This window comes from Stenotrophomonas sp. ZAC14A_NAIMI4_1 (assembly GCF_003086915.1).
Taxonomy (GTDB): domain Bacteria; phylum Pseudomonadota; class Gammaproteobacteria; order Xanthomonadales; family Xanthomonadaceae; genus Stenotrophomonas.
The window spans coordinates 2,310,719-2,333,384 of sequence record NZ_CP026002.1; the positions used below are offsets into that span (position 1 = coordinate 2,310,719).

Here is a 22,666-nt window from a genome sequence, read left to right on the forward strand (position 1 = left end):
CGTGCCAGCATCCGCCCCCCGCGCACCCGTCGTACCGGCTTGGCTGCCGGACCATTGGAACGTGCTGCCGCGCGACTTCTATCGCCGCCACCCCACGGCGGTGGCACCTGCGCTGCTGAACAAGCTGATCGTGCGCGATGACGGTCGCGCCGCGCGCATCGTGGAAGTGGAGGCGTACGCAGGCAGCGAGGACCCCGCCGCGCATTCCTACCGGGGGCAGACCGCCCGCAATGCCACCATGTTCGGGGAAGCCGGCCACCTGTATGTCTACTTCACCTACGGCATGCACTGGGGCAGCAACGCGGTCTGTGGCGAGGTTGGCGAAGGGGTGGGCGTGCTGCTGCGGGCGGCCGAACCGGTCGCCGGGGTGGGCGCCATGCAGGCGGCACGGCCTGCCGCCAGGCGCGAACGCGATCTGGCCAGCGGCCCCGGCAAGCTGTCCCAGGCGCTCAGCATCACCCGCGATCTGGATGGAGCCGATCTGGTGGCCGCTGACCGTGGCATCGTCATCGTCTGTGATGGCACGCCGCCGCCGGAATCACCCGTCGTCGGGCCACGCATCGGCATCAGCCGCGCAATCGATTTCCCATGGCGATGGCATGTGCCGGACCATCCGCATGTCTCGGTGCGGCCGCGCAAACGCTAGCTCCCACCCGCCAGCAACGGCGGCAATACCTGCGCCAGCCAGTCGATGAACACCCGCAGGCGCGGCGTCACGTGCCGGTTGTTCGGGTACACCACGTGGAACGGGTACGGCGCCGGCCGCCACGGCTGCAGCACTTCCACCAGTGCCTTGCTGCGCAGCGCAGCGCCCGCCGCATAGCCGAAGGTCTGCACCAGGCCCATGCCCGCCATGGCGGCGGCGAGGTGCGCGTTGCTTTCGTTGATGCCGATGCGGTGCTCGGCCTTGATCTCGAAGGCACCGTCTTCGCCGCGAAACCGGAAGGGCACCGCACGGCCGTTCGACGGCAGCAGGTAGCTGACCAGCCGATGGCCGTTGCGCAGCTCTTCGGGATAGGCGGGAATGCCATGCGCCTTCAGGTAGCGCGGGCTGGCGCAGGTCACCAGGTGCGCATCGCCCAGGTGACGGGCCACCAGCGAGGAATCATCCAGCGCGCCGCCGCGGATCACGCAGTCCACGTTCTCGCTGATCAGGTTCACCGCGCGGTCTGAAACGCCCAGTTCGATGCGGATGTCCGGGTAGCGCGCCATGAAGTCAGGCAGCACGGGAATCAGCACATCGCGCGCGGTGGAGCCGCCGATGTCCACGCGCAGCAAGCCGCGGGGTGCGCCGCGTGCAGCGCTGAAGGAGGCGTCGACATCCTCCAGGTCACGCAGCAGGCGGCCGGCCTTCTCGTAGTACGCCTGGCCCTCGGCGGTCACCGCTACGCGCCGCGTGGTCCGCTGCAGCAGGCGCACCCCCAGGTGCGTTTCCAGCTCGCGCACCAGCTTGCTCAACGAGGTGGTGGGCATGTCCAGCGAATCGGCGGCGCGGGTGAAGCTGCCGGTCTCGACGACGCGGGCGAAGGCACGGATGGCATTGAGCTGGTTCATGCGATTTATTATGCACCCACATGCATAGTCATTGTCATTGCGCATGATTTATCGCAGCAGCGCCGCCGCCCATCATTCTCCCACCCGCTGCCACCCCTCCCCGGCAGCCCTTACAGGAGAACACCATGAGCACTGATTTCAACGGCAAGATCGCCCTCGTCACCGGCGGCACCACCGGCATCGGCCTGGCCACCGCCCAGCACCTGGCCAGCCTCGGCGCCAAGGTCTTCATCACCGGCCGCCGCCAGCCTGAACTGGACGCCGCCGTGGCCGCCATCGGTACGCAGGCCATCGGCATCCGCGCCGATGCCGCGCAGCCCAGCGACCTCGATGCGGTGTACGCGCAGATCGCCCGCCAGGCCGGCCGCCTGGACATCCTGTTCGCCAATGCCGGTGGCGGTGACATGCTGCCGCTGGGCGCCATCACCGAAGAACACTTCGACCGCATCTTCGCCACCAACGTGCGCGGCGTGCTGTTCACCGTGCAGAAGGCGCTGTCGCTGCTGGTCGATGGGGCCTCGGTCATCCTCACCGGCTCGACGGTCTCGATCCAGGGCACGGCCAACTTCAGCGTGTACAGCGCCAGCAAGGCTGCGGTGCGCAACTTCGCCCGCTCGTGGGCACTGGACCTGAAGGAACGCCGCATCCGGGTGAACGTGGTCAGCCCCGGCCCGATCCGCACCCCCGGCCTGGGCGACCTGGTGCCCGACGAAGCACGCCAGGGCCTGTTCGATCACCTTGCCGCGCAGGTACCGCTGGCCCGCCTCGGCGAACCGCAGGAGGTGGCCAATGCCGTGGCCTTCCTGGCCTCGGATGCGGCCAGCTTCGTCAACGGCATCGAGTTCTTTGTCGATGGCGGCATGGCCCAGGTGTGATGCGTGGTGGCCGGTGCGGCCACGGATGAATCAGCGCTGCCGGCTCAGGCCGGCATGCGCTCGCGCCAGCGGCGCTTTTCCACGGCCCGGATGTTCGGGATCTGCCGCAGCAGTTCCAGGTAATGCGGAAGATGCAGCAGTTCGTCGTCGCCGAGGTCGCCGATGAACGCCTGCACCTGCACGAGGTTGCCGTAGTTCTTCGCGTACTTCTCCGGCGTGTCGTCGATGCCGATCATCTGTTCCAGCGAGAACCCCAGCCGCTTCAGTTTGTACAGCCGCTTCTGGCTTGAATGGCCACCCGTTACCCAGTCACGCGCGATCGAGCAACGCTGTGATGACCACAGGAATTCGAGCGTCCGCTCCGGCATCAACCAGGCCACCAGCGGCTCGGCATACAACTGGCCGGATGATGTCCACACGCCCACATCGAAGTGCGCGAACGCGAAGTCGAGAAAGGCATCGACGTGGGGGCGCTTGTAGACGTGGTAACCCACCACCCGCGCGTCTGCCGGGCGATCCAGCTCGCACGCACTGGCATGCACCAGGGTTTCGTCCAGATCCAGGACCAGCAGCTTCCGCTCGCGCCTGCTCATGCGCTCACCCAACGCATCCCGCGCGATGCAGGATGTGGGTGAGTTCCAACTGGTCGCACCCTCGCGCCGGCAGCGCACCGTCTTCGCCGGGGACACCCATCTCGAACCCCTCTTCCACGTCCTCGTAGTAGAGCCACCCGTCAGCGAGATGGGCGACGACCCAGACCGGTTCGACCGTACCCAGGCGATGCAACGGCACCGTGTAGAACGGCACGCGCAGCGCAGCGAAGGCGGCCTGCTGGTCAGGTGTGCAGCGGGCCAACTGGGCAGCAACCAACGCATCGAGTTCGTCGCGGGTGATTGGCTCCCAGCGTCCGGCGCGGGCGTCGAAGGGCTCCATCAGTGCGCGTCAGTCGCAATCCTGGTAACCACCCACCACGCCACAGTGCCTGCAGCGGAACAGGTAGGCCGTCGGTGAACCGTCCTTGTCCAACGCGGCAAGGAAGTGCTGCCACTGCGGCCCGTCGTCCAGCCCGGTGCTGTCCTGGATCGCCACCACCGCATCCTTGCCGTGTGCTTCCAGTTCGGCGCGACCGGCGCGGCCGATGAACTGTGCGGCATCCCCGCAGTGCGTCCACCACTGTTCCTGCTGCCAGCCGTTGAAGCCGGGGGTGCGCTGCGCGATCTCGTCGATGATGTCCTCACCGACCTCATCCCACTCGCCACCACCGCCCACGCCTTCCTCGTCGCTGAAGGTGACACCCAGGCGCTCATGTGCCGAGCCGTCGGCAATGCACCACGGGCAGATCTGCTGCGCGTACTCCTCTTCGGCATACACCGGCCCGGCATAGACGTAACCGCGCGCCTGCCCGCAGCAGACACAGGGCGTGTCGGCGGCAGCCACGCTGCCGGTGGCGACGGGATCGGGGTGATAGGTGAAGCGCGGCAGATCCATGGCAGTTCCTTCGCTCGGCGGCCCAGTCTAGCGGCACACCGACGCCGGAATGCTGTAAACCTCTTTGCGTATATGGAAGTTGACAGTCATTGCCAACCCACCCACACTGCCGCCCTCGCTCCAACTCCCCAGGGTCCCGCCATGGCTTCTGCCATCCGCCACTACTGGCAGCACGATGAACTGCAGGCGCTGTTCGACCTGCCCCTGCCGGAGCTGCTGTTCCGCGCCGCCAGCGTGCATCGCGCGCATTTCGATCCGGCGCAGGTGCAGGTGTCCACGCTGCTGTCGGTGAAGACCGGCGGCTGCCCGGAAGACTGCGCGTACTGCCCGCAGGCGCAGCGCTACAGCACCGGCGTAAGCGCGCAGAAACTGATGGACACCGATGCGGTGCTGGCCAAGGCGCGCCAGGCGAAGGCGGCCGGCGCATCGCGCTTCTGCATGGGCGCAGCGTGGCGCTCGCCCAAGGACCGCGACATCCCCAAGGTGGCCGCGATGATCGCCGGGGTGAAGGCACTCGGCCTGGAGACCTGCGCCACGCTAGGCATGCTCACGGGCGAGCAGGCACGCGCACTGAAGGATGCCGGGCTGGACTACTACAACCACAATCTGGACACCGCGCCGGATTACTACGATTCGATCATCCACACCCGCCAGTACCAGGACCGCTTGGACACGCTCGGCCACGTGCGCGATGCCGGGTTGAAAACCTGCTGCGGCGGCATCGTCGGCATGGGCGAAACGCGCGCGCAGCGTATCGGCCTGCTGCTGGCGCTGGCCACGCTGCCGGCGCATCCCGATTCGGTGCCGATCAACAAGCTGGTGCAGGTGGCCGGTACCCCGCTGCATGGCAGCGCGGAACTGGATCCGTTCGAGTTCGTGCGCATGATCGCGGTGGCGCGCATTGCGATGCCACGCTCGATGGTGCGGCTGTCAGCGGGTCGCGAGGCGATGAGCGACGAGCTGCAGGCGCTGTGTTTCCTGGCCGGTGCCAACTCGATCTTCTACGGCGAAAAACTGCTGACCACCGGCAACCCGGAAGGCGAGCGCGACCTTGCCCTGTTCGCGCGCCTTGGCCTGCAGCCGATGCCGGTGCAGGTGGATGCCGACGGCCACGACCATGGCGGTACCGTGCATGCCGATATCAGCGCCGATGGCCCCGGTTGTGGCTGCGCCCACGCCGCGTGACACGCCGCGTGATTGGGGCGTCGAGCAGGCGTGGCAGCAACGCGCTACCCTAGCCGCCCCGTCGTCGCCTGAAGCCAGCATGGCCCGCCCCGACCTGACCGCCCGCCTCCAAGCCCAGCGCGCGTTGCGCGATGCACAAGGCCGTCGCCGCCCGCGGCGCACGGTCACCCGTCGTGATGGCGTGCGCCTGGAAATCGACGGGCGCTGGCTGACCGGATTCTGCAGCAACGACTACCTGGGCCTGGCCCAGCAGTTCAGCGTGGTCAACGCGCTGCAGGACGCCGCCGCGCGCGATGGCACCGGCGCCGGTGCCTCGCACCTGGTCTGCGGCCATCACGCACTGCACGATGCGCTGGAACGCGAAGTGGCCGATTGGCTGGGCTACCCGCGCGCCCTGCTGTTCGGCAGTGGCTTCGCCGCCAACCTGGCGGTGCAGCAGGCGCTGCTGAGCGAAGAGAACGACGTCTGCGTGCAGGACAAGCTCAACCACGCCAGCCTGCTGGATGCCACGCGCCTGGCCGGTGCGCGCCTGCGCCGCTACCCGCACCTGGACCCGGAAGGCGCGATGCGCCAGCTCAAGCACGCACCCGAAGGTGCGGCGATGCTGGCCACCGACGGTGTCTTCAGCATGGACGGCGATGTTGCACCGCTGCGTGCCTTGTCGCTGGTCGCGCGCCTGCAGCAGGCGCTGTTCTACGTGGACGACGCACATGGCGTGGGCGTGCTCGGCGATGGCCGTGGTGCCGTCGCGACCGCCGGCCTGGGCGTGGACGACGTGCCGCTGCAGCTGGTCACCCTGGGCAAGGCGCTGGGCAGCGCCGGTGCACTGGTGCTCGGCCGCGAAGACCTGGTCGAGCATCTGGCCGAAACCGCACGCCCCTACATCTACACCACGGCCCTGCCGCCGGCCCTGGCAGCCTCGGCACTGGAAGCGGTGCGGCTGGCCCGCCGCGACCATTGGCGCCGGGCCAAGCTGGCCGACCTGATCGCCCTGTTCCGCGGCGAAGCGCGCCGCCACGGGCTCGACCTGATGGCCTCGGAAACCCCGATCCAGCCGCTGCTGTGTGGCGATGACCACACCGCCGTGGCGATGTCGCAGGCGCTGGAACAGGCCGGCTGGCTGGTCGGTGCCATCCGCCCGCCGACGGTGCCCGAAGGCAAGGCGCGGCTGCGTGTCACCCTGTCGGCGCTGCATACGCCCGAACAGGTGCGCGAGCTGGTCGAAGCGATCGCCGTGGCGCGCGATCGCGTCGCCTCGGCGCCGCACGAACTGCTGCCGCCTGCGCTGCCGGCGCTGGCCTGACACGCGCCCGTCGTACCCCATGCATATCGACGTCACCGGCCACGGGCCGGACCTGGTTCTGATCCATGGCTGGGCCCTGCAGGGCGGCGTGTTCGCGCCGCTGGTACAGCGCCTGGCCGACCATTTCACCCTGCACGTGGTCGACCTGCCCGGCCATGGCCACAGCCGCGACGACAGCACCCCGCTGCGCCTGCCGCACGTGGTCAACGCCATTGCCGCCGCCACGCCACCGGCGGTGTGGTGTGGCTGGTCGCTGGGCGGGCTGTTTGCGCTGCATGCGGCAGCCACCCTGCCGAAGGTGCGCGGGCTGGCGATGATCGCCGCCACGCCGCGCTTCGTGCGTGGCGAAGACTGGCCGCATGCGGTGGAACCGGCCGTGTTCGAGCAGTTCGGGCGCGACCTGGCCACCGACTTCGGCGGCACGCTGGAACGCTTCCTGGCGCTGGACGTGATGGGCTCGGCGCACGCCCGCGAGGAGCTGCGCACCCTGCGCCAGCGCCTGGTCGAGCGCGGCGCCCCCAGCGAGCGCGCCCTGCTGGAAGGCCTGCGCCTGCTGGAAGGCACCGACCTGCGCGGCGCCCTGCCGGCGCTGGGCAAGCCCAGCCTGTGGATTGCCGGCCAGCGCGACCGCCTGGTGTCCCCCACCGCGATGCAGGCCGCCGCCGCACTGGCGCCGGGCGCGCAGGCACTCACGGTCGCCCACGGTGGCCATGCGCCCTTCCTCGGCCACGCCGACGAGGTGGCCGCCGCCCTGCAACACTTCGTTGCCGGCCTGTCACCGGCCGATGGCGGACAATGAGCGCCTTCCGAACTCCGCAGGGTTGACGCATGGATCTGGGTATTTCCGGCCGCTGGGCACTGGTCTGTGGCGCAAGCAAGGGCCTGGGCCTGGGCTGCGCGCGCGCCCTCGTGACTGAAGGTGTGAACGTGGTGATCGTGGCCCGTGGCGAAACCGCCCTGCAGGCTGCCGATGAGGAACTGCGTGCCCTGCGCGGTGCCGCCGAGGTGCGTACGGTCGCCGCCGATGTCACCACCGAGGCCGGCCGCACGCAGGCGCTGGCCGCCTGCCCGCAGGTCGACATCCTGGTGACCAATGCCGGTGGCCCGCCGCCGGGCGATTTCCGCACGTTCGAGCGCGACGACTGGATCGCCGCGCTGGATGCCAACATGCTGGCGCCGATCGCGCTGATCCGCGCCACGGTGGACGCGATGATCGCGCGCGGCTTCGGCCGCATCGTCAACATCACCTCGTCCTCGGTGAAGGCACCGATCGACACGCTGGCACTGTCCAACGGCGCGCGCAGCGGCCTCACCGGCTTCGTCGCCGGCCTGGCGCGGCGCACCGTCAGCCACAACGTCACGATCAACAACCTGCTGCCCGGCCAGTTCGACACCGACCGCCTGCGCGCCAACTTCGCCCACGCCGCGGGCGGGGATGGCGATGTGCAGGCCGTGGCCGACCGCCGCCGCCAGCAGATCCCCGCCGGCCGCTTCGGCACGCCGGACGAATTCGGCGCCGCCTGCGCCTTTCTGTGCAGCGCACAGGCCGGTTACCTCACCGGGCAGAACCTGCTGATCGACGGCGGCGCCTACCCCGGTACGTTCTAAGAGACTTCCGCAATGCCGTCCCACTTCGATGCCCGCCACGTCCGCCGCGCGTTCGCCCGCGCCGCCAACAGCTACGACGCCGCCGCTGCCCTGCAGCGCGAGGTGCAGTCGCGGCTGATCGAATCGCTGGACTACCTGGAATCACGCAAGCCCGAGGTGGTGCTGGACATCGGCGCCGGCACCGGCCACGCCAGCGCGCTGATGAAAAAGCGCTGGCCGAAGGCGCAGGTGATCGCGATGGACGTGGCCCTGCCGATGCTGGACCAGGCCAAGCGCCAGGCCGGCTGGTGGAAGCCGTTCCAGCGCCTGTGCGGCGATGCGGCCGCGTTGCCGCTGGCCGACAACAGCGTCGATGTGATCTTCAGCAACCTGTGCCTGCAGTGGCTGGACGACCTGCCGGCGGTGTTCGCCGGTTTCCGTCGCGTGCTCAAGCCCGGCGGCCTGCTGCTGTGCTCCACCTTCGGCCCGGAAACGCTGGTTGAACTCAACGAGGCGTTCGCCGCCGCCGATGACCGCCCGCACGTCAGCCGTTTCGCGCAGATCGCCCAGTTCGGCGATGCGCTGATGATGGCCGGCTTCCGCGACCCGGTGCTGGATCGTGACCTGTTCACCCTGACCTACGACGACCTGCCGGCGCTGATGCGCGAGCTGCGTGCGATGGGCGCGACCAATGCGCGGGTGGACCGCCGCCACACGTTGACCGGTCGCGGCCGTTTTGCCGCCGCTGCAGCAGCGTACGAACCCATGCGGCGTGCCGACGGCAAGCTGCCCAGCAGCTGGGAAGTGATCTATGCCCACGCCTGGGCGCCGGACCCGGGCGCGCCGATCCGCGAAGGCGGGCATGACATCGCCTCGGTGCCGGTGTCGGCCATCCCGATCCGCCGCAAGCAGCCCTGATCGAAAGACGCCGCCGGGCATGGCCCGGCGCTACCGGGTGCGCGATGTGGGCCGCGCCGGGCGCGCGATATGGGTAGCGCCGGGCCGTGCCCGGCGAGCGCAGCGGCAGCCGCTCAGGTATTGGCCGTCGAACTCAACGGCGGGCGCACCAGGTCGCGGTGGAAGAAATAGATTTCCTGCACCAGAAAACGCCAGCTGGTGTGGAAGCTGCGGAAGCGCGTGCTCGGCGTGGACGAGGCCAGCGCATCGATGCCCAGCGCCTGGCTCAGGCGCAGCGCGCGGGCCATGTGCAGCGGGTCGCTGACGATGATGACCGTATGCAGCTTGCGCTGCTCCATCAGCCGCTTGGCTTCCACCAGGTTCTGCACGGTGTTGCGCGAGGCGGTCTCGATCAGGATGGCGTCATCGGGCACCCCGTGCTTCAGCGCATAGCGCCGTGCCACCTGCGATTCGGAAAAGCGTGCGCCCGTGCCGCCGTAGCCACCGGTAAAGATCAGCAACGGCGCATAGCCGGCCTGGTACAGGTCCAGGCCATGGCGGATGCGTTCTTCAAACACCGGTGAAGGCTTGGCATCGTAGGCCGCTGCACCCAGCACGATGATCGCGTCGGCCTTGGCGGCCTGGTCACGCTCACCCACCCAGACGATCCAGGCGGTCACGCCCAGCAGCCACACCAGCACCAGCACGAACAGGCGCCACAGCCAGCCCAGCAGGCCGGTGCCCGGTCGATGACGGCCGCGGCTCACGCCGCCTCCCAGCGCAGCGCTGGCAGATCGACGTTGCCGCCGGACAGCACCAGGCCCACGCGCTGGCCGGCAAACCGCGCCGGCTGGGCCAGCACCGCCGCCAGCACGATGGCCGAGGACGGTTCCACCACCTGCTTCAGCACCTCCCACAGCAGGCGCATCGCCGCACGGGTGGCGTCATCGTCGACCACGATCACCTCGGCACCGGCCGCCTGCAGCAGCTGGAAGTTCGGCGCGCCGATCAGGGTGCGCAGGCCATCGCAGAAGGTGTCGGGGGTGAAATCGGTCATCCGCTGGCCAGCAGCCAGCGAACGCGCCGTGTCATCAGCGCCGGCCGGCTCGGCCAGCACCAGGCGGGTCTGCGGGCTGGCGTGCTGCAGGGCCAGGGCAGTGCCGCTGGCCAAGCCACCGCCGCCCACCGGCACCACCAGCACGTCGAACGGGCCGTCGCTGTGCAGCAGCTCCAGTGCCGCGGTGCCCTGCCCGGCCATCACCGCCGGGTTGGCATAGGGATGGACCAGGGTCGCGCCTGTATCGGCCTGCACCCGGGCGCAGGTGGCCTCACGGTCGGCAATGGTCGGCGGGCAGCGCCACAGGGTGGCTCCATGGCGGGCGATGTTGGCCAGCTTGGCGGCCACCGCCCCTTCGGGCACCACCACATGGCACGGGATGCCGCGGGTGCGGGCAGCCAGGGCCAGCGCCGCGCCATGGTTGCCGGAGGAATGGGTGACCACGCCCGCCGCGGCGCGCTCGGCGTCCAGCGACCACACCGCGTTGCAGGCCCCGCGGAACTTGAACGCGCCGCCCCGCTGCAGGTGCTCGGCCTTGAACGCCAGTTGTGCCCCGGCCAGCGCATCCAGCGTGTGCGAACGCAGGACCGGGGTGACGTGGGCATGCGGCGCGATCCGCGCGGCGGCGGCCAGGACATCTTCGGCGCGGGGCAACAGTGGATCGCTCATGACGCAAGATTAACGTATGCCCCGACGCTGGCGGCCACGCACCTTGCCGTGCCAGCATGCTGGCCTTCACCGCCATTCATCCTGGGCCGGCACAGTTAAGGGGGGATTCAATGCCCACGCACGAAGCTGGCCCTACACCCGTCCTTGGGGGGACCCACATGAAAACGCGCCTGTTGCTTGCCGGTGGCCTGTTGCTGGCCCTCACCGGCTGTTCCACCTACGACTATGTCGGCGGTGGCGGCGGTGGCAGTTACTACCACGGTGCCCCGTCGACGGAGTACCGCTATCCGTATGGCTACCCGTCCACCTATGGCTACCCGTATTACGGTGGCTACGGCGGTGGTGGCTACGGCTATGGCTACTACGGCAACCCCTATTACTCGCGCCCGGTCTACCGGCCGCCGCACCACAACCACCGCCCGCCGCCGCGCCCGGGCAACGGTGGCGAGAACCGTCCGCCGCCGCCGCCGCGCCAGAACAACGGTGGTTCGCCCTGGCGCAACATGGACTCGATGCGTCGCCCGCCGCAGGCTGGCAGGCCGGCCCAGGCGCGTCCGTCTGCGCCGCCCCAGGCTCGCCCGTCTGCACCACCGCAGTCACGTCCGGCACCGGCACCGCGTGCGCCGAGGTCAAACGGGTCCCCGTGGCGAAACATGGAACGATGAACGGTTCCCCGTAGCGAAACATGAATCGTGCGACGCAGCGCACAGTTGGGCCCTGAAACATCTTGCATTTCATCCGGTTCAGGCCGCAATCTACGCCGGTGGTGACGGCCCGCGTCACAAAGTGACGAAAGTGTTAAGGGCCGGTCCCAAACAGCTCTACGTCGATATCCGACAGGAACATCTGGATCCCCCCTGTTCCGGCCCTGTCGGATGTCGGCACCTCTGAAAGCAGACGGCCCCGCAATGCGGGGCCGTTTGTTTTTGGCGTCAGTAGATCCACGCCATGCGTGGATGGTCTTTGCCGGCAAGCCGCCAAAAAAACAGGGCCGGACAGTCCCCCGACTGCCGGCCCCCCGCTTCCCCACCGTGCGCCTGTACCGGCCCCTGTTCCAATTCCGGTCAACGGCGCCTACGGCGCCAGCCACGATGGGTGCTATTGGGTTATCTGCAAAAATCCTGCCAACTTTAGGGCGGATTTCATCCCGCACCCGATCCGGGCCCGTCGCCCCCCTCCGAATGGCGCTAAAATCGCCACCCCGGCGCCGCCCCCGGCCGCGCCCGTCCCTTGTTGACCTGCCCCCATGACCCAGTCCTTCCATCGTTACGACGTCATCGTCATCGGCGGTGGCCACGCCGGCACCGAGGCCGCGCTGGCCGCGGCCCGCACCGGCGTGCGCACCCTGCTGCTGACCCACAACATCGAAACCGTGGGCGCGATGAGCTGCAACCCGGCCATCGGCGGCATCGGCAAGGGCCACCTGGTCAAGGAAATCGACGCCTTGGGCGGCGCGATGGCGCATGCCGCCGACCGGGCCGGCATCCAGTGGCGCACGCTCAACGCCTCCAAGGGCCCGGCCGTGCGCGCCACCCGCTGCCAGGCCGACCGCAACCTGTACCGCATGGCGATCCGCGCCATCGTCGAAGGCCAGGCCAACCTGACCGTGTTCCAGGCCGCCGTCGATGACCTGGTCATCGAAGGCGACGCCGTGCGCGGGGTCATCACCCAGACCGGCCTGCGCTTCGATGCCGACGCCGTGGTGCTGACCGCCGGCACCTTCCTGGCCGGCAAGATCCACGTCGGGCCGACCCAGTACGCCGCGGGCCGCATGGGCGACCCGCCGGCCACCACGCTGGCCGCACGCCTGCGCGAGCGCCCGTTCCAGGTCGACCGCCTGAAGACCGGCACGCCGCCGCGCATCGACGGCCGCTCGCTGGATTACAGCGTGATGGACGAGCAGCCCGGCGACACGCCGCGCCCGGTGATGTCCTTCCTCGGCTCAGTGGACGAGCATCCGCAGCAGGTCAGCTGCTGGATCACCCACACCACCGAACAGACCCACCAGATCATCCGCGACGCGCTGCACCGCTCGCCGCTGTACAGCGGCCAGATCGAGGGCATCGGCCCGCGCTACTGCCCCTCCATCGAGGACAAGGTGGTGCGCTTCGCCGAGAAGGCCAGCCACCAGATCTTCGTCGAGCCCGAAGGCCTGGGCATCGTCGAGATCTATCCCAACGGCATCTCCACCTCGCTGCCGTTCGACGTGCAGCTGGAGATGGTGCGCAGCATCCGCGGTTTCCAGAACGCGCACATCACCCGCCCCGGCTATGCCATCGAGTACGACTTCTTCGACCCGCGCGGCCTGAAGGCCTCGCTGGAAACCAAGCTGGTCAACGGCCTGTTCTTCGCCGGCCAGATCAACGGCACCACCGGCTATGAAGAAGCCGCCGCGCAGGGCCTGCTGGCCGGCCTCAATGCCGCCCGCCAGGTGCGCGGGCTGGACGGCTGGTGCCCGCGCCGCGACGAAGCGTATCTGGGCGTGCTGGTCGATGACCTGATCACCCACGGCACCAATGAGCCGTACCGCATGTTCACCAGCCGCGCCGAGTACCGCCTGCAGCTGCGCGAGGACAACGCCGACCAGCGCCTGACCCCGGCCGGCCGCGCGATGCGCCTGGTGGATGATCGCCGCTGGAGCGCCTTCGAAACCAAGCAGGCCGCCGTGGCCGCCGAGCGCGCACGACTGGGTGCGCTGTGGGCGACGCCGGCCAATGCGCTGGGCCGCGAAGTGCAGGAAACGCTGGGCGTGGCGGTCAGCCGCGAAACCAACGTGCTGGACCTGATCAAGCGCCCGGAGCTGGATTACGCGCAGCTGATGCAGGTGCCGTCGCTGGGCCCGGCCGTGACCGATGGCAAGGTGGCCGAGCAGGTCGAGATCGGCGTGAAGTACGCCGGCTACCTGGACCGCCAGCGCGACGAGATCGAGCGCCAGCAGCGCCACGAAGCCACGCCGATCGCCGAAGGCTTCGACTACGCCAGCGTGCGTGGGTTGTCGGCCGAAGTGCTGCAGAAGCTGGAACGCGTGCGCCCGCAGACCATCGGCCAGGCACAGCGCATCCCCGGCATGACCCCGGCAGCAATCTCGCTGCTGCTGGTGCACCTGGAACGCGCCCGTCGCGGCCGCGTCGCGTAACGCGCATCAGCGGTAGCGCCGGGCCATGCCCGGCGAGCGCAGCGGCACGCGAACATCCGCCGGGCATGGCCCGGCGCTACCAGCTCTGGTAGGTGTCGACCTTGGTCGACACGCATGCATGGGCCACGCTGTGCGTTACAGTCGAGCAGGCCCGACGCTACGAATCCGCACTGCATGGACGACATCCACCCGATCGCGCCGGACAAGCGCGCCGCCATCCTCGCCACCCTGGCCGACATCGAACGCACGCACGACGTGCGCGTGCTGCTGGCCTGCGAATCCGGCAGCCGCGGCTGGGGGTTCTCCTCGCCCGACAGCGATTACGATGCGCGCTTCATCTACGTGCACCGCCAGCCGTGGTACCTGAGCGTCAACGAGGCCACCGGCCCCGGCGACGCGCAGCGCGATGTGATCGAGCTGCCGATCGATGACGAGCTGGACGTCAGCGGCTGGGACCTGCGCAAGGCGCTGCGGCTGGTGTCCAAGTCCAACCCGACGCTGATCGAGTGGCTGCGCTCGCCGATCATCTACCAGCACGATGCCGACGCCGTGGCCTGCCTGTGGCAGGCTGCCGAGCGCTTCTACTCACCGCTGGGCACGTGGTGGCACTACTTCAACATGGCGCGCTCCAACCATCGCGGCTACCTGCGCGGCGAAACCGTGCGCACCAAGAAGTACCTGTACGTGCTGCGCCCGCTGCTGGCCTGCCAGTGGATCGAGCAGGAACAAACACCGCCGCCGATGGCCTTCGAGGACCTGCTGGAGCGCCTGCTGCCGCAGGGTGCCGTGCGCGAGGCCATCGACGCGCTGCTGGTGGTCAAGCGTGCCAGTGCCGAAGTCGCCGCCGGCCCGCGCATTGCGGCCATCAGCGATTACATCGACACCACGCTGGCCGCGCGCGCCGAGGGGCCGCAACTGCCTGCCGGCCACGGTGACGCTGCCTGGCTGGACGGCCTGTTCCGGCAGATGCTGGCGACGCACGCGCCGGCATAGGCGTAGCGCCGGGCCATGCCCGGCGAGCGCAGCGGCACGCGAACATCCGCGGGGCATGGCCCGGCGCTACCGATGGATTGGCCGCGTATCATCGTCGCAATCGCCCCACCTGGAGACACCGATGAACCCCCTGCGCCCTTTCCGCGACAAGATGCCCGTCCTCGGCGAGCGCGTGTACGTCGACCCGGCCTGCACTCTCATCGGTGACGTGGAACTGGCCGACGATGTCTCCATCTGGCCGGGCACCGTCATCCGCGGCGACGTCAATTTCGTCCGCATCGGCGCGCGCACCAACGTGCAGGACGGCACCATCATCCACGTCAGCCACCACAGCCCGTACAACAAGGCCGGCTACCCGACCCTGATCGGCGAAGGCGTGACCGTCGGCCACGGCTGCATCATCCACGCCTGCACCATCGGCGATTACAGCCTCATCGGCATGGGCGCGTGCATCCTCGACGGCGCGCGTGTCGAGCGCCATGCCTTCGTCGGCGCCGGTGCGGTGGTCGGCCCGGGCAAGGTGGTCGGCGAGGGCGAGCTGTGGGTGGGCAACCCGGCGCGTCCGGCACGCACGCTCAGCGACAAGGAAATCGAGTCGCTGCATTACTCGGCCGACCATTACGTGCGGTTGAAGGACGAATACCTGGGCTGAGGCGCTTCGCCGGCCACGGCGCTCTGCTAAAGTCGGGGCCCGACCAGGAACCGTCGAGACCCCCATGCCTGTGGCAGCACGCCGGAGAGGACTCCAGCGCCCACATCCGCGGCCATCGCACTGATGGCCGCGCCCATGCTCGATACCTACCGCGAGGTGGTAACGCCGGAAGGCGTGCCGCTGCAGTTGCCCACCGCCGGGCCGATGCCGCGTGCGCTGGCCTGGCTGGTCGACCTGGGCATCCGCTTCGGCGCGCTGGTGGTGCTGTCCATTCCGCTGGCCCTGCTCGATGAATTCGGCCGCGGCATCTACATGGCCGCGATGTTCCTGCTGATGTGGGCCTACCCCATCGTGTGCGAAGCGCTGTGGGGCCGCACCCTGGGCAAGCGCGCGCTCGGCCTGCGCGTGCTGTCGCGCGATGGCGCACCGGTGGGCTGGATGGCCTCGATCACCCGCAACCTGCTGCGCACCGTGGACATGCTGCCGTTCGGTTATGCCCTGGGCCTGCTCAGCAGCCTGTTCGATCCTTATGGGCGCCGCCTCGGCGACCTGGTGGCCGGCACCGTGGTGGTGCACGAGCCGATGCGCTACCTGCAGCCACCGGCCACCATCGACAGCGTGCTGGTACCGCCGCAGCCCCTGCGCCCGCAGGAACAGGCCGCCGTGATGGCCTTTGCCGAGCGCGCGCCGCGCCTGTCGCCGGGCCGGCAGCAGGAACTGGCGGGCATCGCCGAACCGCTGACCGGCGCGTCCGGCCAGGTGGGCGTGCTGCGCCTGTATGCGATGGCCAACTGGCTGCTGGGCCGCCGATGAAGCAGGAACAGTTCGTCGCCCGCCACCAGCAGGAATGGCAGCAACTGGAGCAGTGGCTGCAGCAGCGCGCGGGCGCCTCGCGCCGCAAGCGGCGCAGGCCCGACGCCGGTGATCCCGGTGATGTTGCCTTCCCCCAACGCTACCGGCGCCTGTGCCAGCAGCTGGCGCTGGCCCGCGAGCGCGGCTACAGCCCGCAGCTGGTGCACCGCCTGCAGCAGTTGATGCAGCAGGGCCACAGCGTGCTGTACCGCACGCCGCCGGTGCGCTGGCGGCGGGCGCTGGAATTCCTGGTGGCCGACTTCCCGATGCTGGTGCGCAGCCAGGCACGCAGCATGTGGGTGGCGCTGGCGATGTTCGCGGTGCCGGCGCTGGCCTGCTTCGTGGTGGTGCAGCTGTACCCGGACAGCGTGCACCTGCTGATGGACAACAGCCAGATCGCCGAGATGGAACGCATGTACGACCCCGCGGCCGACCGCCTGGGCCGTGACAGCGGCACCGACTGGATGATGTTCGGCTACTACATCATGAACAACATCAGCATCGCCCTGCGCACCTTCGCCAGCGGCCTGCTGGCCGGGCTGGGCACGCTGCTGGTGCTGCTGTTCAACGGCGTCATCATGGGCGCGGTGGCGGGCCACCTGCAGCAGATCGGCCACGGCGATCCGTTCTGGCGCTTCGTGGTCGGCCATGCCGCCTTCGAGCTGACCGCCATCGTCATCGCTGGCGGCGCCGGCCTGCAGCTGGGCATGAAACTGCTCGCGCCCGGCCGCCGCCGCCGCATCGACGCGCTGGTGGAAGGCGGCCGCATCGGTGCGCGCCTGTGCCTGGGCGTGGCCTTCATGCTGCTGCTGGCGGCCTTCGTGGAAGCATTCTGGTCGTCGATCGCCCAGATCCCGGCGTGGGCCAAGTACAGCGTGGCCGGCGTGCTGTGGGCCGGTGTGCTGCTGTGGCTGTGGCGTGGCGGTCGCGGGGGTGAACGTGCGGATTGACCACCTGGACGTGGCCCTGCGCGCGCGCAGCAGCTGGGAAGCCATGGAACTGGGCACGGCCCTGACCCGCCGCCATGCGCGCGCGGTGTGGGGCAGCTGGCTGCTGGCCAGTGCGCCGCTGTTCGTGCTGTTCAACGCGCTGGCCTGGTGGCTGGATGGCTTCGCCTGGGCATCGCTGGCGATGTGGTGGTGCAAGCCGCTGTTCGAGCGCGCGCCGCTGTACGTGCTGTCGCGTGGCATCTTCGGCGAGCAGGTGGGCGCCCGCGCGGCACTGGCCGCGCAGCGGCACTGGGGCGGCACCGGGTTCTGGGGCTACCTGGGCTGGCGCCGTTTCAGCCTGCTGCGCAGCCTGTGCCTGCCGGTCAACCTGCTGGAAGGCAACGCCCCGGCGCAGCGCGGGCCGCGACGGCGCGCGGTGGCGGCCGGTGCAGCCGGTCCGGCCATCATCCTGGCGCTGGTCTGCGTGGCCTTCGAGATGGTGCTGGTGCTGGGTGCGATCGCTGCGGTCTTCATGTTCATCCCGCTGGAACTGCTGCCCGATTCGTGGCGCGCCGCCTGGGCGATGCTGAGCGTTGAAACCCCGCCATGGGCGGATCTGCTGCTGAACCTGCTGGGCTGGCTCAGCGCCGCACTGATCGGCCCGTTCTACGTCGGCGCCGGCTTCGGCCTGTACCTCAACCGGCGCACGCAGATGGAAGCGTGGGACGTGGAGATCGCCCTGCGCCGGCTGCGCGAGCGGCTGCTGCCGGCGGCATCGACGCTGGCCCTGCTGCTGTGCCTGGCGCTGGCGCTGCCGCTGGCCCCGGCGCATGCGCAGGATGCCGAAGCGGATGCTGCCCGCGAGCTGGCCGAGCAGATCCTGGCTGCCGGGCACGGCAACGGGGACGAAACCGAAGGCACCCGGGCCAACGCCGCCAATGATCCCGCCAACACCGCCGCCGGCATCTTCGGAGAGGAACCGGTCGACACGGCCGGCTTCCGCCAGGCGGTGAACCGTGCCTACGAGGATCCCCTGCAGCGCCCACTGCGCCAGGTGACCGAGTGGAAGCCGATCGAGGACGCCGAGAAGAAGAAAGACGCCACAAAGAACAACAGCAAGGATGACGCGGCCAGCAGCGGAGCGGGCGAACGCAAGCGCACGCTGAAACTGCTGGCACGCGTGGCCGAATGGGGCCTGTGGGGCCTGCTTGGCCTGGTGGTGCTGGTGCTGCTGCTGACCGCGCGCCTGTGGTGGCCGTGGCTGCGCGGCGCCGGCCGGCGCAAGGCGAAGGACGCACCGCGCGTGCAGGAAGAAGCCGTGGACGTGCCGGTGGTGCTGCCGCCGGATGTGGCTACCCAGGCCGGCCTGCTCTGGGACCAGGGACGCCCGCGCCAGGCGCTGGCCCTGCTGTATCGCGCCAGCGTGCGCACCCTGGTCGAGCGCACCGGCAACGCCCTGCCCCCCGGCGCCACCGAAGCGCAGTGCCTGCGCGCCTCGCGGCGGATGCCGCAGCCGGCGGACCGCGACCTGTTCGCGCGCATCGTGCGCACGTGGCAGTACGCCGCGTATGGCGGCCGCCTGCCCACGCGCGATGAGTTCGATGGACTGGCCGCGACCCTGCGCCAGCAGTTCGGGTGGAAGGCATGAGCCCGCGCGTTTTCTGGGCCCTGCTGCTCGGCCTGCTGGTGCTGCTGGGCGTGCCGTTGGCCATCCTGTTCCTGCGCACGCACGAGAAGGTGACCGAAACCGTGGTGCTGCCGCCACGCGGCGAAGCCAGCTACAACCCGCTGTACGTGCTGGGCCAGGCGCTGCGCGCCGATGGCATCGAGGTGCAGTCGCAGCAACGCCTGCAGCTGGCAAAGATGCCCCTGGGCAACACCGACACCGTGGTGCTGCTGCAGGACACCCGCGAAATGCCGCCGGGCACCGCGCAGGCACTGCTGGACTGGGTCGGGCGGGGCGGCCACCTGCTGCTGCGCACGCAGCCGCCGGGCGAGGACAAGACCAGCACCACCCAGGGCCCGCTGCTGGATCGCATCGGCGTGGAAAGCCTGTTCCATGGCAACGACTGCCAGCCCTTCCATGTGGTGGATGATCCCAGCCACGTGGAATTCTGCGGGGGTCGCCGCTTCAGCCTGGGCTTCCAGGCCAGCGCCGCGGCCGAGCGCCGCTGGGGCAATGAAGAAGGCCTCGCCTTCGCCCGCCTGCGCCATGGCCAGGGCCGCATCGATGTGCTGGCCGACATGGATTTCATGCTGGGCGCGGGCACCGGTACGCTGCCGCGCAAGCGCGCGACGGCCAAGGACGCGCCGCAGCGCGATGGCCTGCACGATCTGTCCCACCGCGACCTGACCCGCTACCTGCTGGACCCCAACTACGGGCGCGGCACGGTGTGGCTGGTCTACGGCAGCCGCCCGCCGACGCTGTTGGCGCGCATCGTGCTGCAGGGGTGGCCGGTGTGGATTCCGCTGCTGCTGGCCCTGCTGGGCTGGCTGTGGGCGCGCGCGCAGCGCCTGGGCAGCGTGCTGCCCTCGCCCGTGGTCGAGCGCCGCTCGCTGTTGGAACACGTGCGTGCCAGCGGCGAGCTGCTGATGCGCTTCGGCCATGGCACGCAGCTGTACCACGCGGTGCAGGCGCTGTTCCTGCATCGCCTGCGCCTGCGCGCGCCGGTGGCGGCCGCGCTGGACGGCGCTGCCCGCGACCAGGCCATCGCCGAGGTACTGCAGTGGCCGGCCAGCCGCGTGGCCACCGCCCTCACCACTCCTTCGCCGCACGATTCCTCCGCCCTGCGCGAGCGCATCCGCTTGCTGCTCCAGATGAGATCCCTGCTATGACCGATGCCCCTGAGCTTCCGGCGGCCGCTGCCGCCCGCCTGATCGAACGCGTCGACGCCATCCGCGATGCCGTCGGCCGCGCCTTCATCGGCCAGGCTGACGTGCTCGACCAGATCATGGTGGCGCTGCTGGCCGGCGGCCACGTGCTCATCGAAGGCGTGCCCGGGCTGGGCAAGACCCTGCTGGTGCGTGCGCTGGCGCAGGCCATGGAGCTGGACTACGGGCGCGTGCAGTTCACCCCCGACCTGATGCCCAGCGATGTCAGCGGCCACGCGGTGTACGACCCCAAGAGCGAGAGCTTCAAGATCCGCCGCGGCCCGGTATTCACCAACCTGCTGCTGGCCGACGAGATCAACCGCGCCCCGGCCAAGACCCAGTCGGCGCTGCTGGAAGTGATGCAGGAAGGCCAGGTGACCATCGAAGGCAAGGCCTTCACCCTGGCGCCGCCGTTCATGGCCTTGGCCACGCAGAACCCGCTGGAACAGGAAGGCACCTACCCGCTGCCGGAAGCGCAGCTGGACCGCTTCCTGCTGAAGGTGCTGATCGACTACCCGCAGCTGGACGATGAGAAGCGCATGGTCACGGCCATCACCCTGGGCCGCGCCGCCAGCGATTTCGACCTCAGCCAGGTGCCGCGCGTGCTCGGCGCCGGCGAACTGCTGGCCCTGCAGCGGGCCACCGCCGCCATCACCGTCGACGACGAAGTGATCGACTATGCGGTGCGGATCGTGGCCGCCACCCGTTCCTGGCCGGGCATCGCCGTCGGCGCCGGCCCGCGCGGCAGCATCGCGCTGGTGCGTGCCTCGCGTGCGCAGGCCGTGCTGGCCGGTCGTGATTTCGTCACCCCCGACGACGTGCGCGACATCGCACGGCCGGCGCTGCGCCACCGCATCGCACTGGCGCCGGAACTGCAGATCGAAGGCCAGGGCCCGGACGACGTGCTGGGCGCCCTGCTGGCCAAGGTGGAAGCGCCGCGCCGATGAGGCCTGCGCCGCTGCTGCTGGTGCTGCTGGCCGCCTGGGCCACGCTGGGCGGCCTGGTGCTGGGCGGGCTGCTGCCGCGCTGGAGCTGGGCCGTGGGCGGTGCCGTGGTGGCCGTGCTGGCGCTGGCCGACCTGTGGCGGCAGTGGCGGCGTGCTTCGCCGCAGGTGCAGCGCCAGGTACCCGAAGCCCTGGCACTGGGCGTACGCCGCGAGATCGGCCTGCGCCTGCTGGCCGAGCAGCCGATGCGGGTGGACGTGTTTGATCGCGTGCCCGGTGGCTGGCCGCTGGAAGCGCTGCCGCAGCGCCTGCAGCTGCGCGCCGGCCACGCCAGCACCCTGCACTACCAGGTGCAGCCGCAGCAGCGCGGGCGCTTCCAGTTTGATGGCGTGGACGTACGCATCCGCTCGCCGTGGCGGCTGTGGTGGCAGCAGCGCACGCTGCCGCCGGCGCTGGAAGTGCGGGTCTATCCCAACTTCGTGCCACTCACCCGCTTCGCCCTGTTCAGTGCCGACCAGGCGTCGCGGCTGGTGGGCGCACACGTGAAGCGGCGCCGCGGCGAAGGCACCGATTTCCACCAGATGCGCGAGTACCGCATCGGTGACAGCCTGCGCCAGCTCGACTGGAAGGCCACCGCGCGCGCGCGCAAGCTGATCTCGCGCGAGTACCAGGACGAGAAGAACCAGCAGCTGCTGCTGATGCTCGACAGCGGCCGGCGCATGCTGGCCAGCGAAGGCGGTCTTTCGCACTTCGACCATGCCTTGAACGCGTCGCTGGTGGTGGCCTACCTGGCGTTGCGCCAGGGCGATGCCGCCGGCCTGTTCGCGGTGGGTGGCGAACGCCGCTGGGTGGCGCCGCAGCGTGGCATGGGCACGGTGGAACACCTGCTGCGCGCCAGCTACGACCTGCAGCCGCAGGCCGTGGCCACCGATTACCTGGCCGCCGCCACCGAAGTCTCGCTGCGCCAGCGCCGGCGCGCGCTGGTGATGCTGGTCAGCAACGTGCGCGACGAAGACATCGAAGACCTGCTGGCCGCGGTGCGCCTGCTGCAGCGCCGCCACCTGGTGTGCGTGGCCAGCCTGCGCGAACGCGAACTGGACACCGCACTGGATGGCGAGGTGCACACGCTGGAAGACGCCGCCCAGGCCGGTGCTGCCGCGCTGTACCTGCAGCAGCGCGCGAAGGCACATGAAGCGCTGCGCAGCGAGAAGGTGATGGTGCTGGACGTGACCGCCGACGCCCTGCCCGCCGCGCTGGTGGAACGGTATCTGGCAGTGAAGCGCGAAGGCCTGCTCTGACCGGTAGCGCCGGGCCGCAACTGCTCTGGTAGGTGCCAACCTTGGTTGGCACGAAACCCACGGCGCCAACCAAGGTTGGCATCTACCAAAAAGGCAGACAGCTGCCGGCCAGCGGCCGGCACTACCCCGCAGCAAACGCCGCTGCAGCAGCACGCCGCATCGCCATGGTCCGCGACCGCTCTGGTAGGTGCCAACCTTGGTTGGCACGAAGCCCACGGCGCCAACCAAGGTTGGCATCTACCGAAAAGGCAGACAGCTGCCGGCCAGCGGCCGGCACTACCCCTGCAGCAACCGCCCAGGCCATGCCCGGCGGATGGTTGCGGCCGCCGCATCGCCCTGGTCCGCGAACGCTCTGGTAGGTGCCAACCTTGGTTGG

Annotated in this window: 23 protein-coding genes; 17 read left to right on the forward strand and 6 right to left on the reverse strand. The window is 69.7% G+C overall.

The annotated features are described in order from the left end of the window. The first annotated feature begins 1 nt into the window (after position 1). Positions 2-646, forward strand: a complete 645-nt coding sequence (locus C1926_RS10505; protein ID WP_108759148.1) for a DNA-3-methyladenine glycosylase — start codon at positions 2-4, stop codon at positions 644-646. On the opposite strand, the gene C1926_RS10510 is transcribed toward C1926_RS10505, so the two are convergent. After that, positions 643-1,554, reverse strand: coding sequence for a LysR family transcriptional regulator (locus C1926_RS10510; protein ID WP_108759149.1), 912 nt, complete (start codon positions 1,552-1,554; stop codon positions 643-645). The two genes, C1926_RS10505 and C1926_RS10510, sit on opposite strands and share 4 nt — an antisense overlap. A 125-nt stretch (positions 1,555-1,679) precedes the next feature. Between C1926_RS10510 and C1926_RS10515 the strand changes: the two genes are divergently transcribed. Next, the gene (locus tag C1926_RS10515) at positions 1,680-2,429 is read left to right on the forward strand and encodes an SDR family oxidoreductase (RefSeq protein WP_108759150.1); all 750 of its coding nucleotides are present in this window, start codon (positions 1,680-1,682) and stop codon (positions 2,427-2,429) included. A 44-nt stretch (positions 2,430-2,473) separates the two neighbouring features. Here the strand turns inward: C1926_RS10515 and C1926_RS10520 are convergent, their stop codons facing one another. From C1926_RS10520 to C1926_RS10530, 3 genes are read right to left on the reverse strand one after another with little or no spacing between them, the layout of a single operon-like run. Then, positions 2,474-3,022, reverse strand: a complete 549-nt coding sequence (locus tag C1926_RS10520) for an HAD family hydrolase (RefSeq protein ID WP_108759151.1) — start codon at positions 3,020-3,022, stop codon at positions 2,474-2,476. 4 nt (positions 3,023-3,026) lie between these two features. Further along, the gene (locus C1926_RS10525; RefSeq protein ID WP_108759152.1) at positions 3,027-3,362 is read right to left on the reverse strand and encodes a hypothetical protein; all 336 of its coding nucleotides are present in this window, start codon (positions 3,360-3,362) and stop codon (positions 3,027-3,029) included. Positions 3,363-3,371: 9 nt separating this feature from the next. Then, complete coding sequence (locus C1926_RS10530) at positions 3,372-3,917, reverse strand: CbrC family protein (RefSeq protein ID WP_108759153.1); 546 nt, start codon at positions 3,915-3,917, stop codon at positions 3,372-3,374. Between the two features lie 141 nt (positions 3,918-4,058). Here C1926_RS10530 and bioB point away from each other — a divergent pair, with 141 nt between their 5' ends. From bioB to bioC, 5 genes are all read left to right on the forward strand, one after another. Continuing rightward, positions 4,059-5,102 carry a biotin synthase BioB gene (gene bioB / locus C1926_RS10535; RefSeq protein WP_108759154.1) on the forward strand — a complete coding sequence of 348 codons (1,044 nt, stop codon included), beginning with the start codon at positions 4,059-4,061 and terminating at the stop codon, positions 5,100-5,102. A 79-nt stretch (positions 5,103-5,181) separates the two neighbouring features. After that, complete coding sequence (gene bioF / locus C1926_RS10540) at positions 5,182-6,405, forward strand: 8-amino-7-oxononanoate synthase (RefSeq protein ID WP_108759155.1); 1,224 nt, start codon at positions 5,182-5,184, stop codon at positions 6,403-6,405. Between the two features lie 19 nt (positions 6,406-6,424). After that, positions 6,425-7,204: a pimeloyl-ACP methyl ester esterase BioH gene (bioH, locus tag C1926_RS10545; RefSeq protein ID WP_108759156.1), complete on the forward strand. Its 780-nt coding sequence runs from the start codon at positions 6,425-6,427 to the stop codon at positions 7,202-7,204. Between the two features lie 29 nt (positions 7,205-7,233). Next, positions 7,234-8,013, forward strand: a complete 780-nt coding sequence (locus C1926_RS10550) for an SDR family oxidoreductase (protein WP_108759157.1) — start codon at positions 7,234-7,236, stop codon at positions 8,011-8,013. Positions 8,014-8,025: 12 nt separating this feature from the next. Further along, entirely contained in the window at positions 8,026-8,910 is an 885-nt protein-coding gene (bioC, locus tag C1926_RS10555) for a malonyl-ACP O-methyltransferase BioC (protein ID WP_079224084.1), read from the forward strand. 113 nt (positions 8,911-9,023) lie between these two features. On the opposite strand, the gene C1926_RS10560 is transcribed toward bioC, so the two are convergent. Together C1926_RS10560 and C1926_RS10565 are read right to left on the reverse strand one after the other, a co-directional pair. Further along, complete coding sequence (locus tag C1926_RS10560; protein ID WP_079225422.1) at positions 9,024-9,668, reverse strand: YdcF family protein; 645 nt, start codon at positions 9,666-9,668, stop codon at positions 9,024-9,026. Next, entirely contained in the window at positions 9,653-10,615 is a 963-nt protein-coding gene (locus C1926_RS10565) for a pyridoxal-phosphate dependent enzyme (RefSeq protein ID WP_079224086.1), read from the reverse strand. Before C1926_RS10565 ends, C1926_RS10560 begins: the two co-directional genes overlap by 16 nt. A 158-nt stretch (positions 10,616-10,773) precedes the next feature. Here C1926_RS10565 and C1926_RS10570 point away from each other — a divergent pair, with 158 nt between their 5' ends. The 10 genes from C1926_RS10570 (at position 10,774) to C1926_RS10615 (ending at position 22,290) form a co-directional block, all read left to right on the forward strand. After that, a complete protein-coding gene (locus tag C1926_RS10570) occupies positions 10,774-11,280 on the forward strand; it encodes a hypothetical protein (RefSeq protein WP_108759159.1) in 507 nt (168 codons plus the stop codon). 581 nt (positions 11,281-11,861) lie between these two features. Continuing rightward, positions 11,862-13,751 (forward strand): tRNA uridine-5-carboxymethylaminomethyl(34) synthesis enzyme MnmG, encoded by a 1,890-nt coding sequence (mnmG, locus tag C1926_RS10575; RefSeq protein WP_108759160.1) that lies wholly within the window; start codon positions 11,862-11,864, stop codon positions 13,749-13,751. 174 nt (positions 13,752-13,925) lie between these two features. Beyond that, on the forward strand, positions 13,926-14,744 hold the full coding sequence (locus C1926_RS10580; RefSeq protein WP_108759161.1) for a nucleotidyltransferase domain-containing protein: 819 nt from the start codon (positions 13,926-13,928) through the stop codon (positions 14,742-14,744). Positions 14,745-14,865: 121 nt separating this feature from the next. Then, positions 14,866-15,396 carry a gamma carbonic anhydrase family protein gene (locus C1926_RS10585; protein WP_079224098.1) on the forward strand — a complete coding sequence of 177 codons (531 nt, stop codon included), beginning with the start codon at positions 14,866-14,868 and terminating at the stop codon, positions 15,394-15,396. 123 nt (positions 15,397-15,519) lie between these two features. Further along, positions 15,520-16,209, forward strand: coding sequence for an RDD family protein (locus tag C1926_RS10590; RefSeq protein ID WP_108747625.1), 690 nt, complete (start codon positions 15,520-15,522; stop codon positions 16,207-16,209). Continuing rightward, entirely contained in the window at positions 16,206-17,198 is a 993-nt protein-coding gene (locus tag C1926_RS10595; protein ID WP_108759162.1) for a stage II sporulation protein M, read from the forward strand. Before C1926_RS10590 ends, C1926_RS10595 begins: the two co-directional genes overlap by 4 nt. Continuing rightward, entirely contained in the window at positions 17,188-18,825 is a 1,638-nt protein-coding gene (locus C1926_RS10600) for a DUF4129 domain-containing protein (RefSeq protein WP_108760675.1), read from the forward strand. The genes C1926_RS10595 and C1926_RS10600 overlap by 11 nt, the downstream gene beginning before the upstream one ends. Beyond that, on the forward strand, positions 18,822-20,012 hold the full coding sequence (locus C1926_RS10605) for a DUF4350 domain-containing protein (protein WP_108759163.1): 1,191 nt from the start codon (positions 18,822-18,824) through the stop codon (positions 20,010-20,012). Before C1926_RS10600 ends, C1926_RS10605 begins: the two co-directional genes overlap by 4 nt. Beyond that, positions 20,009-20,995, forward strand: coding sequence for a MoxR family ATPase (locus tag C1926_RS10610; protein WP_108759164.1), 987 nt, complete (start codon positions 20,009-20,011; stop codon positions 20,993-20,995). Before C1926_RS10605 ends, C1926_RS10610 begins: the two co-directional genes overlap by 4 nt. Further along, a complete protein-coding gene (locus C1926_RS10615) occupies positions 20,992-22,290 on the forward strand; it encodes a DUF58 domain-containing protein (protein ID WP_108759165.1) in 1,299 nt (432 codons plus the stop codon). The genes C1926_RS10610 and C1926_RS10615 overlap by 4 nt, the downstream gene beginning before the upstream one ends. The last annotated feature ends 376 nt before the right edge of the window (positions 22,291-22,666 follow it).

What these genes read in the sequence shown, in the direction of transcription:
- C1926_RS10520 (WP_108759151.1), bottom strand. Translation starts at nt 3,022, where the DNA reads ATGAGCAGGCGCGAGCGGAAGCTGCTGGTCCTGGATCTGGACGAAACC.
- C1926_RS10610 (WP_108759164.1), top strand. Translation starts at nt 20,009, where the DNA reads ATGACCGATGCCCCTGAGCTTCCGGCGGCCGCTGCCGCCCGCCTGATC.
- C1926_RS10530 (WP_108759153.1), bottom strand. Translation starts at nt 3,917, where the DNA reads ATGGATCTGCCGCGCTTCACCTATCACCCCGATCCCGTCGCCACCGGC.
- C1926_RS10550 (WP_108759157.1), top strand. Translation starts at nt 7,234, where the DNA reads ATGGATCTGGGTATTTCCGGCCGCTGGGCACTGGTCTGTGGCGCAAGC.
- C1926_RS10615 (WP_108759165.1), top strand. Translation starts at nt 20,992, where the DNA reads ATGAGGCCTGCGCCGCTGCTGCTGGTGCTGCTGGCCGCCTGGGCCACG.
- mnmG (WP_108759160.1), top strand. Translation starts at nt 11,862, where the DNA reads ATGACCCAGTCCTTCCATCGTTACGACGTCATCGTCATCGGCGGTGGC.
- C1926_RS10510 (WP_108759149.1), bottom strand. Translation starts at nt 1,554, where the DNA reads ATGAACCAGCTCAATGCCATCCGTGCCTTCGCCCGCGTCGTCGAGACC.
- C1926_RS10595 (WP_108759162.1), top strand. Translation starts at nt 16,206, where the DNA reads ATGAAGCAGGAACAGTTCGTCGCCCGCCACCAGCAGGAATGGCAGCAA.
- C1926_RS10515 (WP_108759150.1), top strand. Translation starts at nt 1,680, where the DNA reads ATGAGCACTGATTTCAACGGCAAGATCGCCCTCGTCACCGGCGGCACC.
- C1926_RS10590 (WP_108747625.1), top strand. Translation starts at nt 15,520, where the DNA reads ATGGCCGCGCCCATGCTCGATACCTACCGCGAGGTGGTAACGCCGGAA.
- bioH (WP_108759156.1), top strand. Translation starts at nt 6,425, where the DNA reads ATGCATATCGACGTCACCGGCCACGGGCCGGACCTGGTTCTGATCCAT.
- bioB (WP_108759154.1), top strand. Translation starts at nt 4,059, where the DNA reads ATGGCTTCTGCCATCCGCCACTACTGGCAGCACGATGAACTGCAGGCG.
- C1926_RS10585 (WP_079224098.1), top strand. Translation starts at nt 14,866, where the DNA reads ATGAACCCCCTGCGCCCTTTCCGCGACAAGATGCCCGTCCTCGGCGAG.
- C1926_RS10565 (WP_079224086.1), bottom strand. Translation starts at nt 10,615, where the DNA reads ATGAGCGATCCACTGTTGCCCCGCGCCGAAGATGTCCTGGCCGCCGCC.
- bioC (WP_079224084.1), top strand. Translation starts at nt 8,026, where the DNA reads ATGCCGTCCCACTTCGATGCCCGCCACGTCCGCCGCGCGTTCGCCCGC.
- C1926_RS10525 (WP_108759152.1), bottom strand. Translation starts at nt 3,362, where the DNA reads ATGGAGCCCTTCGACGCCCGCGCCGGACGCTGGGAGCCAATCACCCGC.
- C1926_RS10605 (WP_108759163.1), top strand. Translation starts at nt 18,822, where the DNA reads ATGAGCCCGCGCGTTTTCTGGGCCCTGCTGCTCGGCCTGCTGGTGCTG.
- bioF (WP_108759155.1), top strand. Translation starts at nt 5,182, where the DNA reads ATGGCCCGCCCCGACCTGACCGCCCGCCTCCAAGCCCAGCGCGCGTTG.
- C1926_RS10570 (WP_108759159.1), top strand. Translation starts at nt 10,774, where the DNA reads ATGAAAACGCGCCTGTTGCTTGCCGGTGGCCTGTTGCTGGCCCTCACC.
- C1926_RS10580 (WP_108759161.1), top strand. Translation starts at nt 13,926, where the DNA reads ATGGACGACATCCACCCGATCGCGCCGGACAAGCGCGCCGCCATCCTC.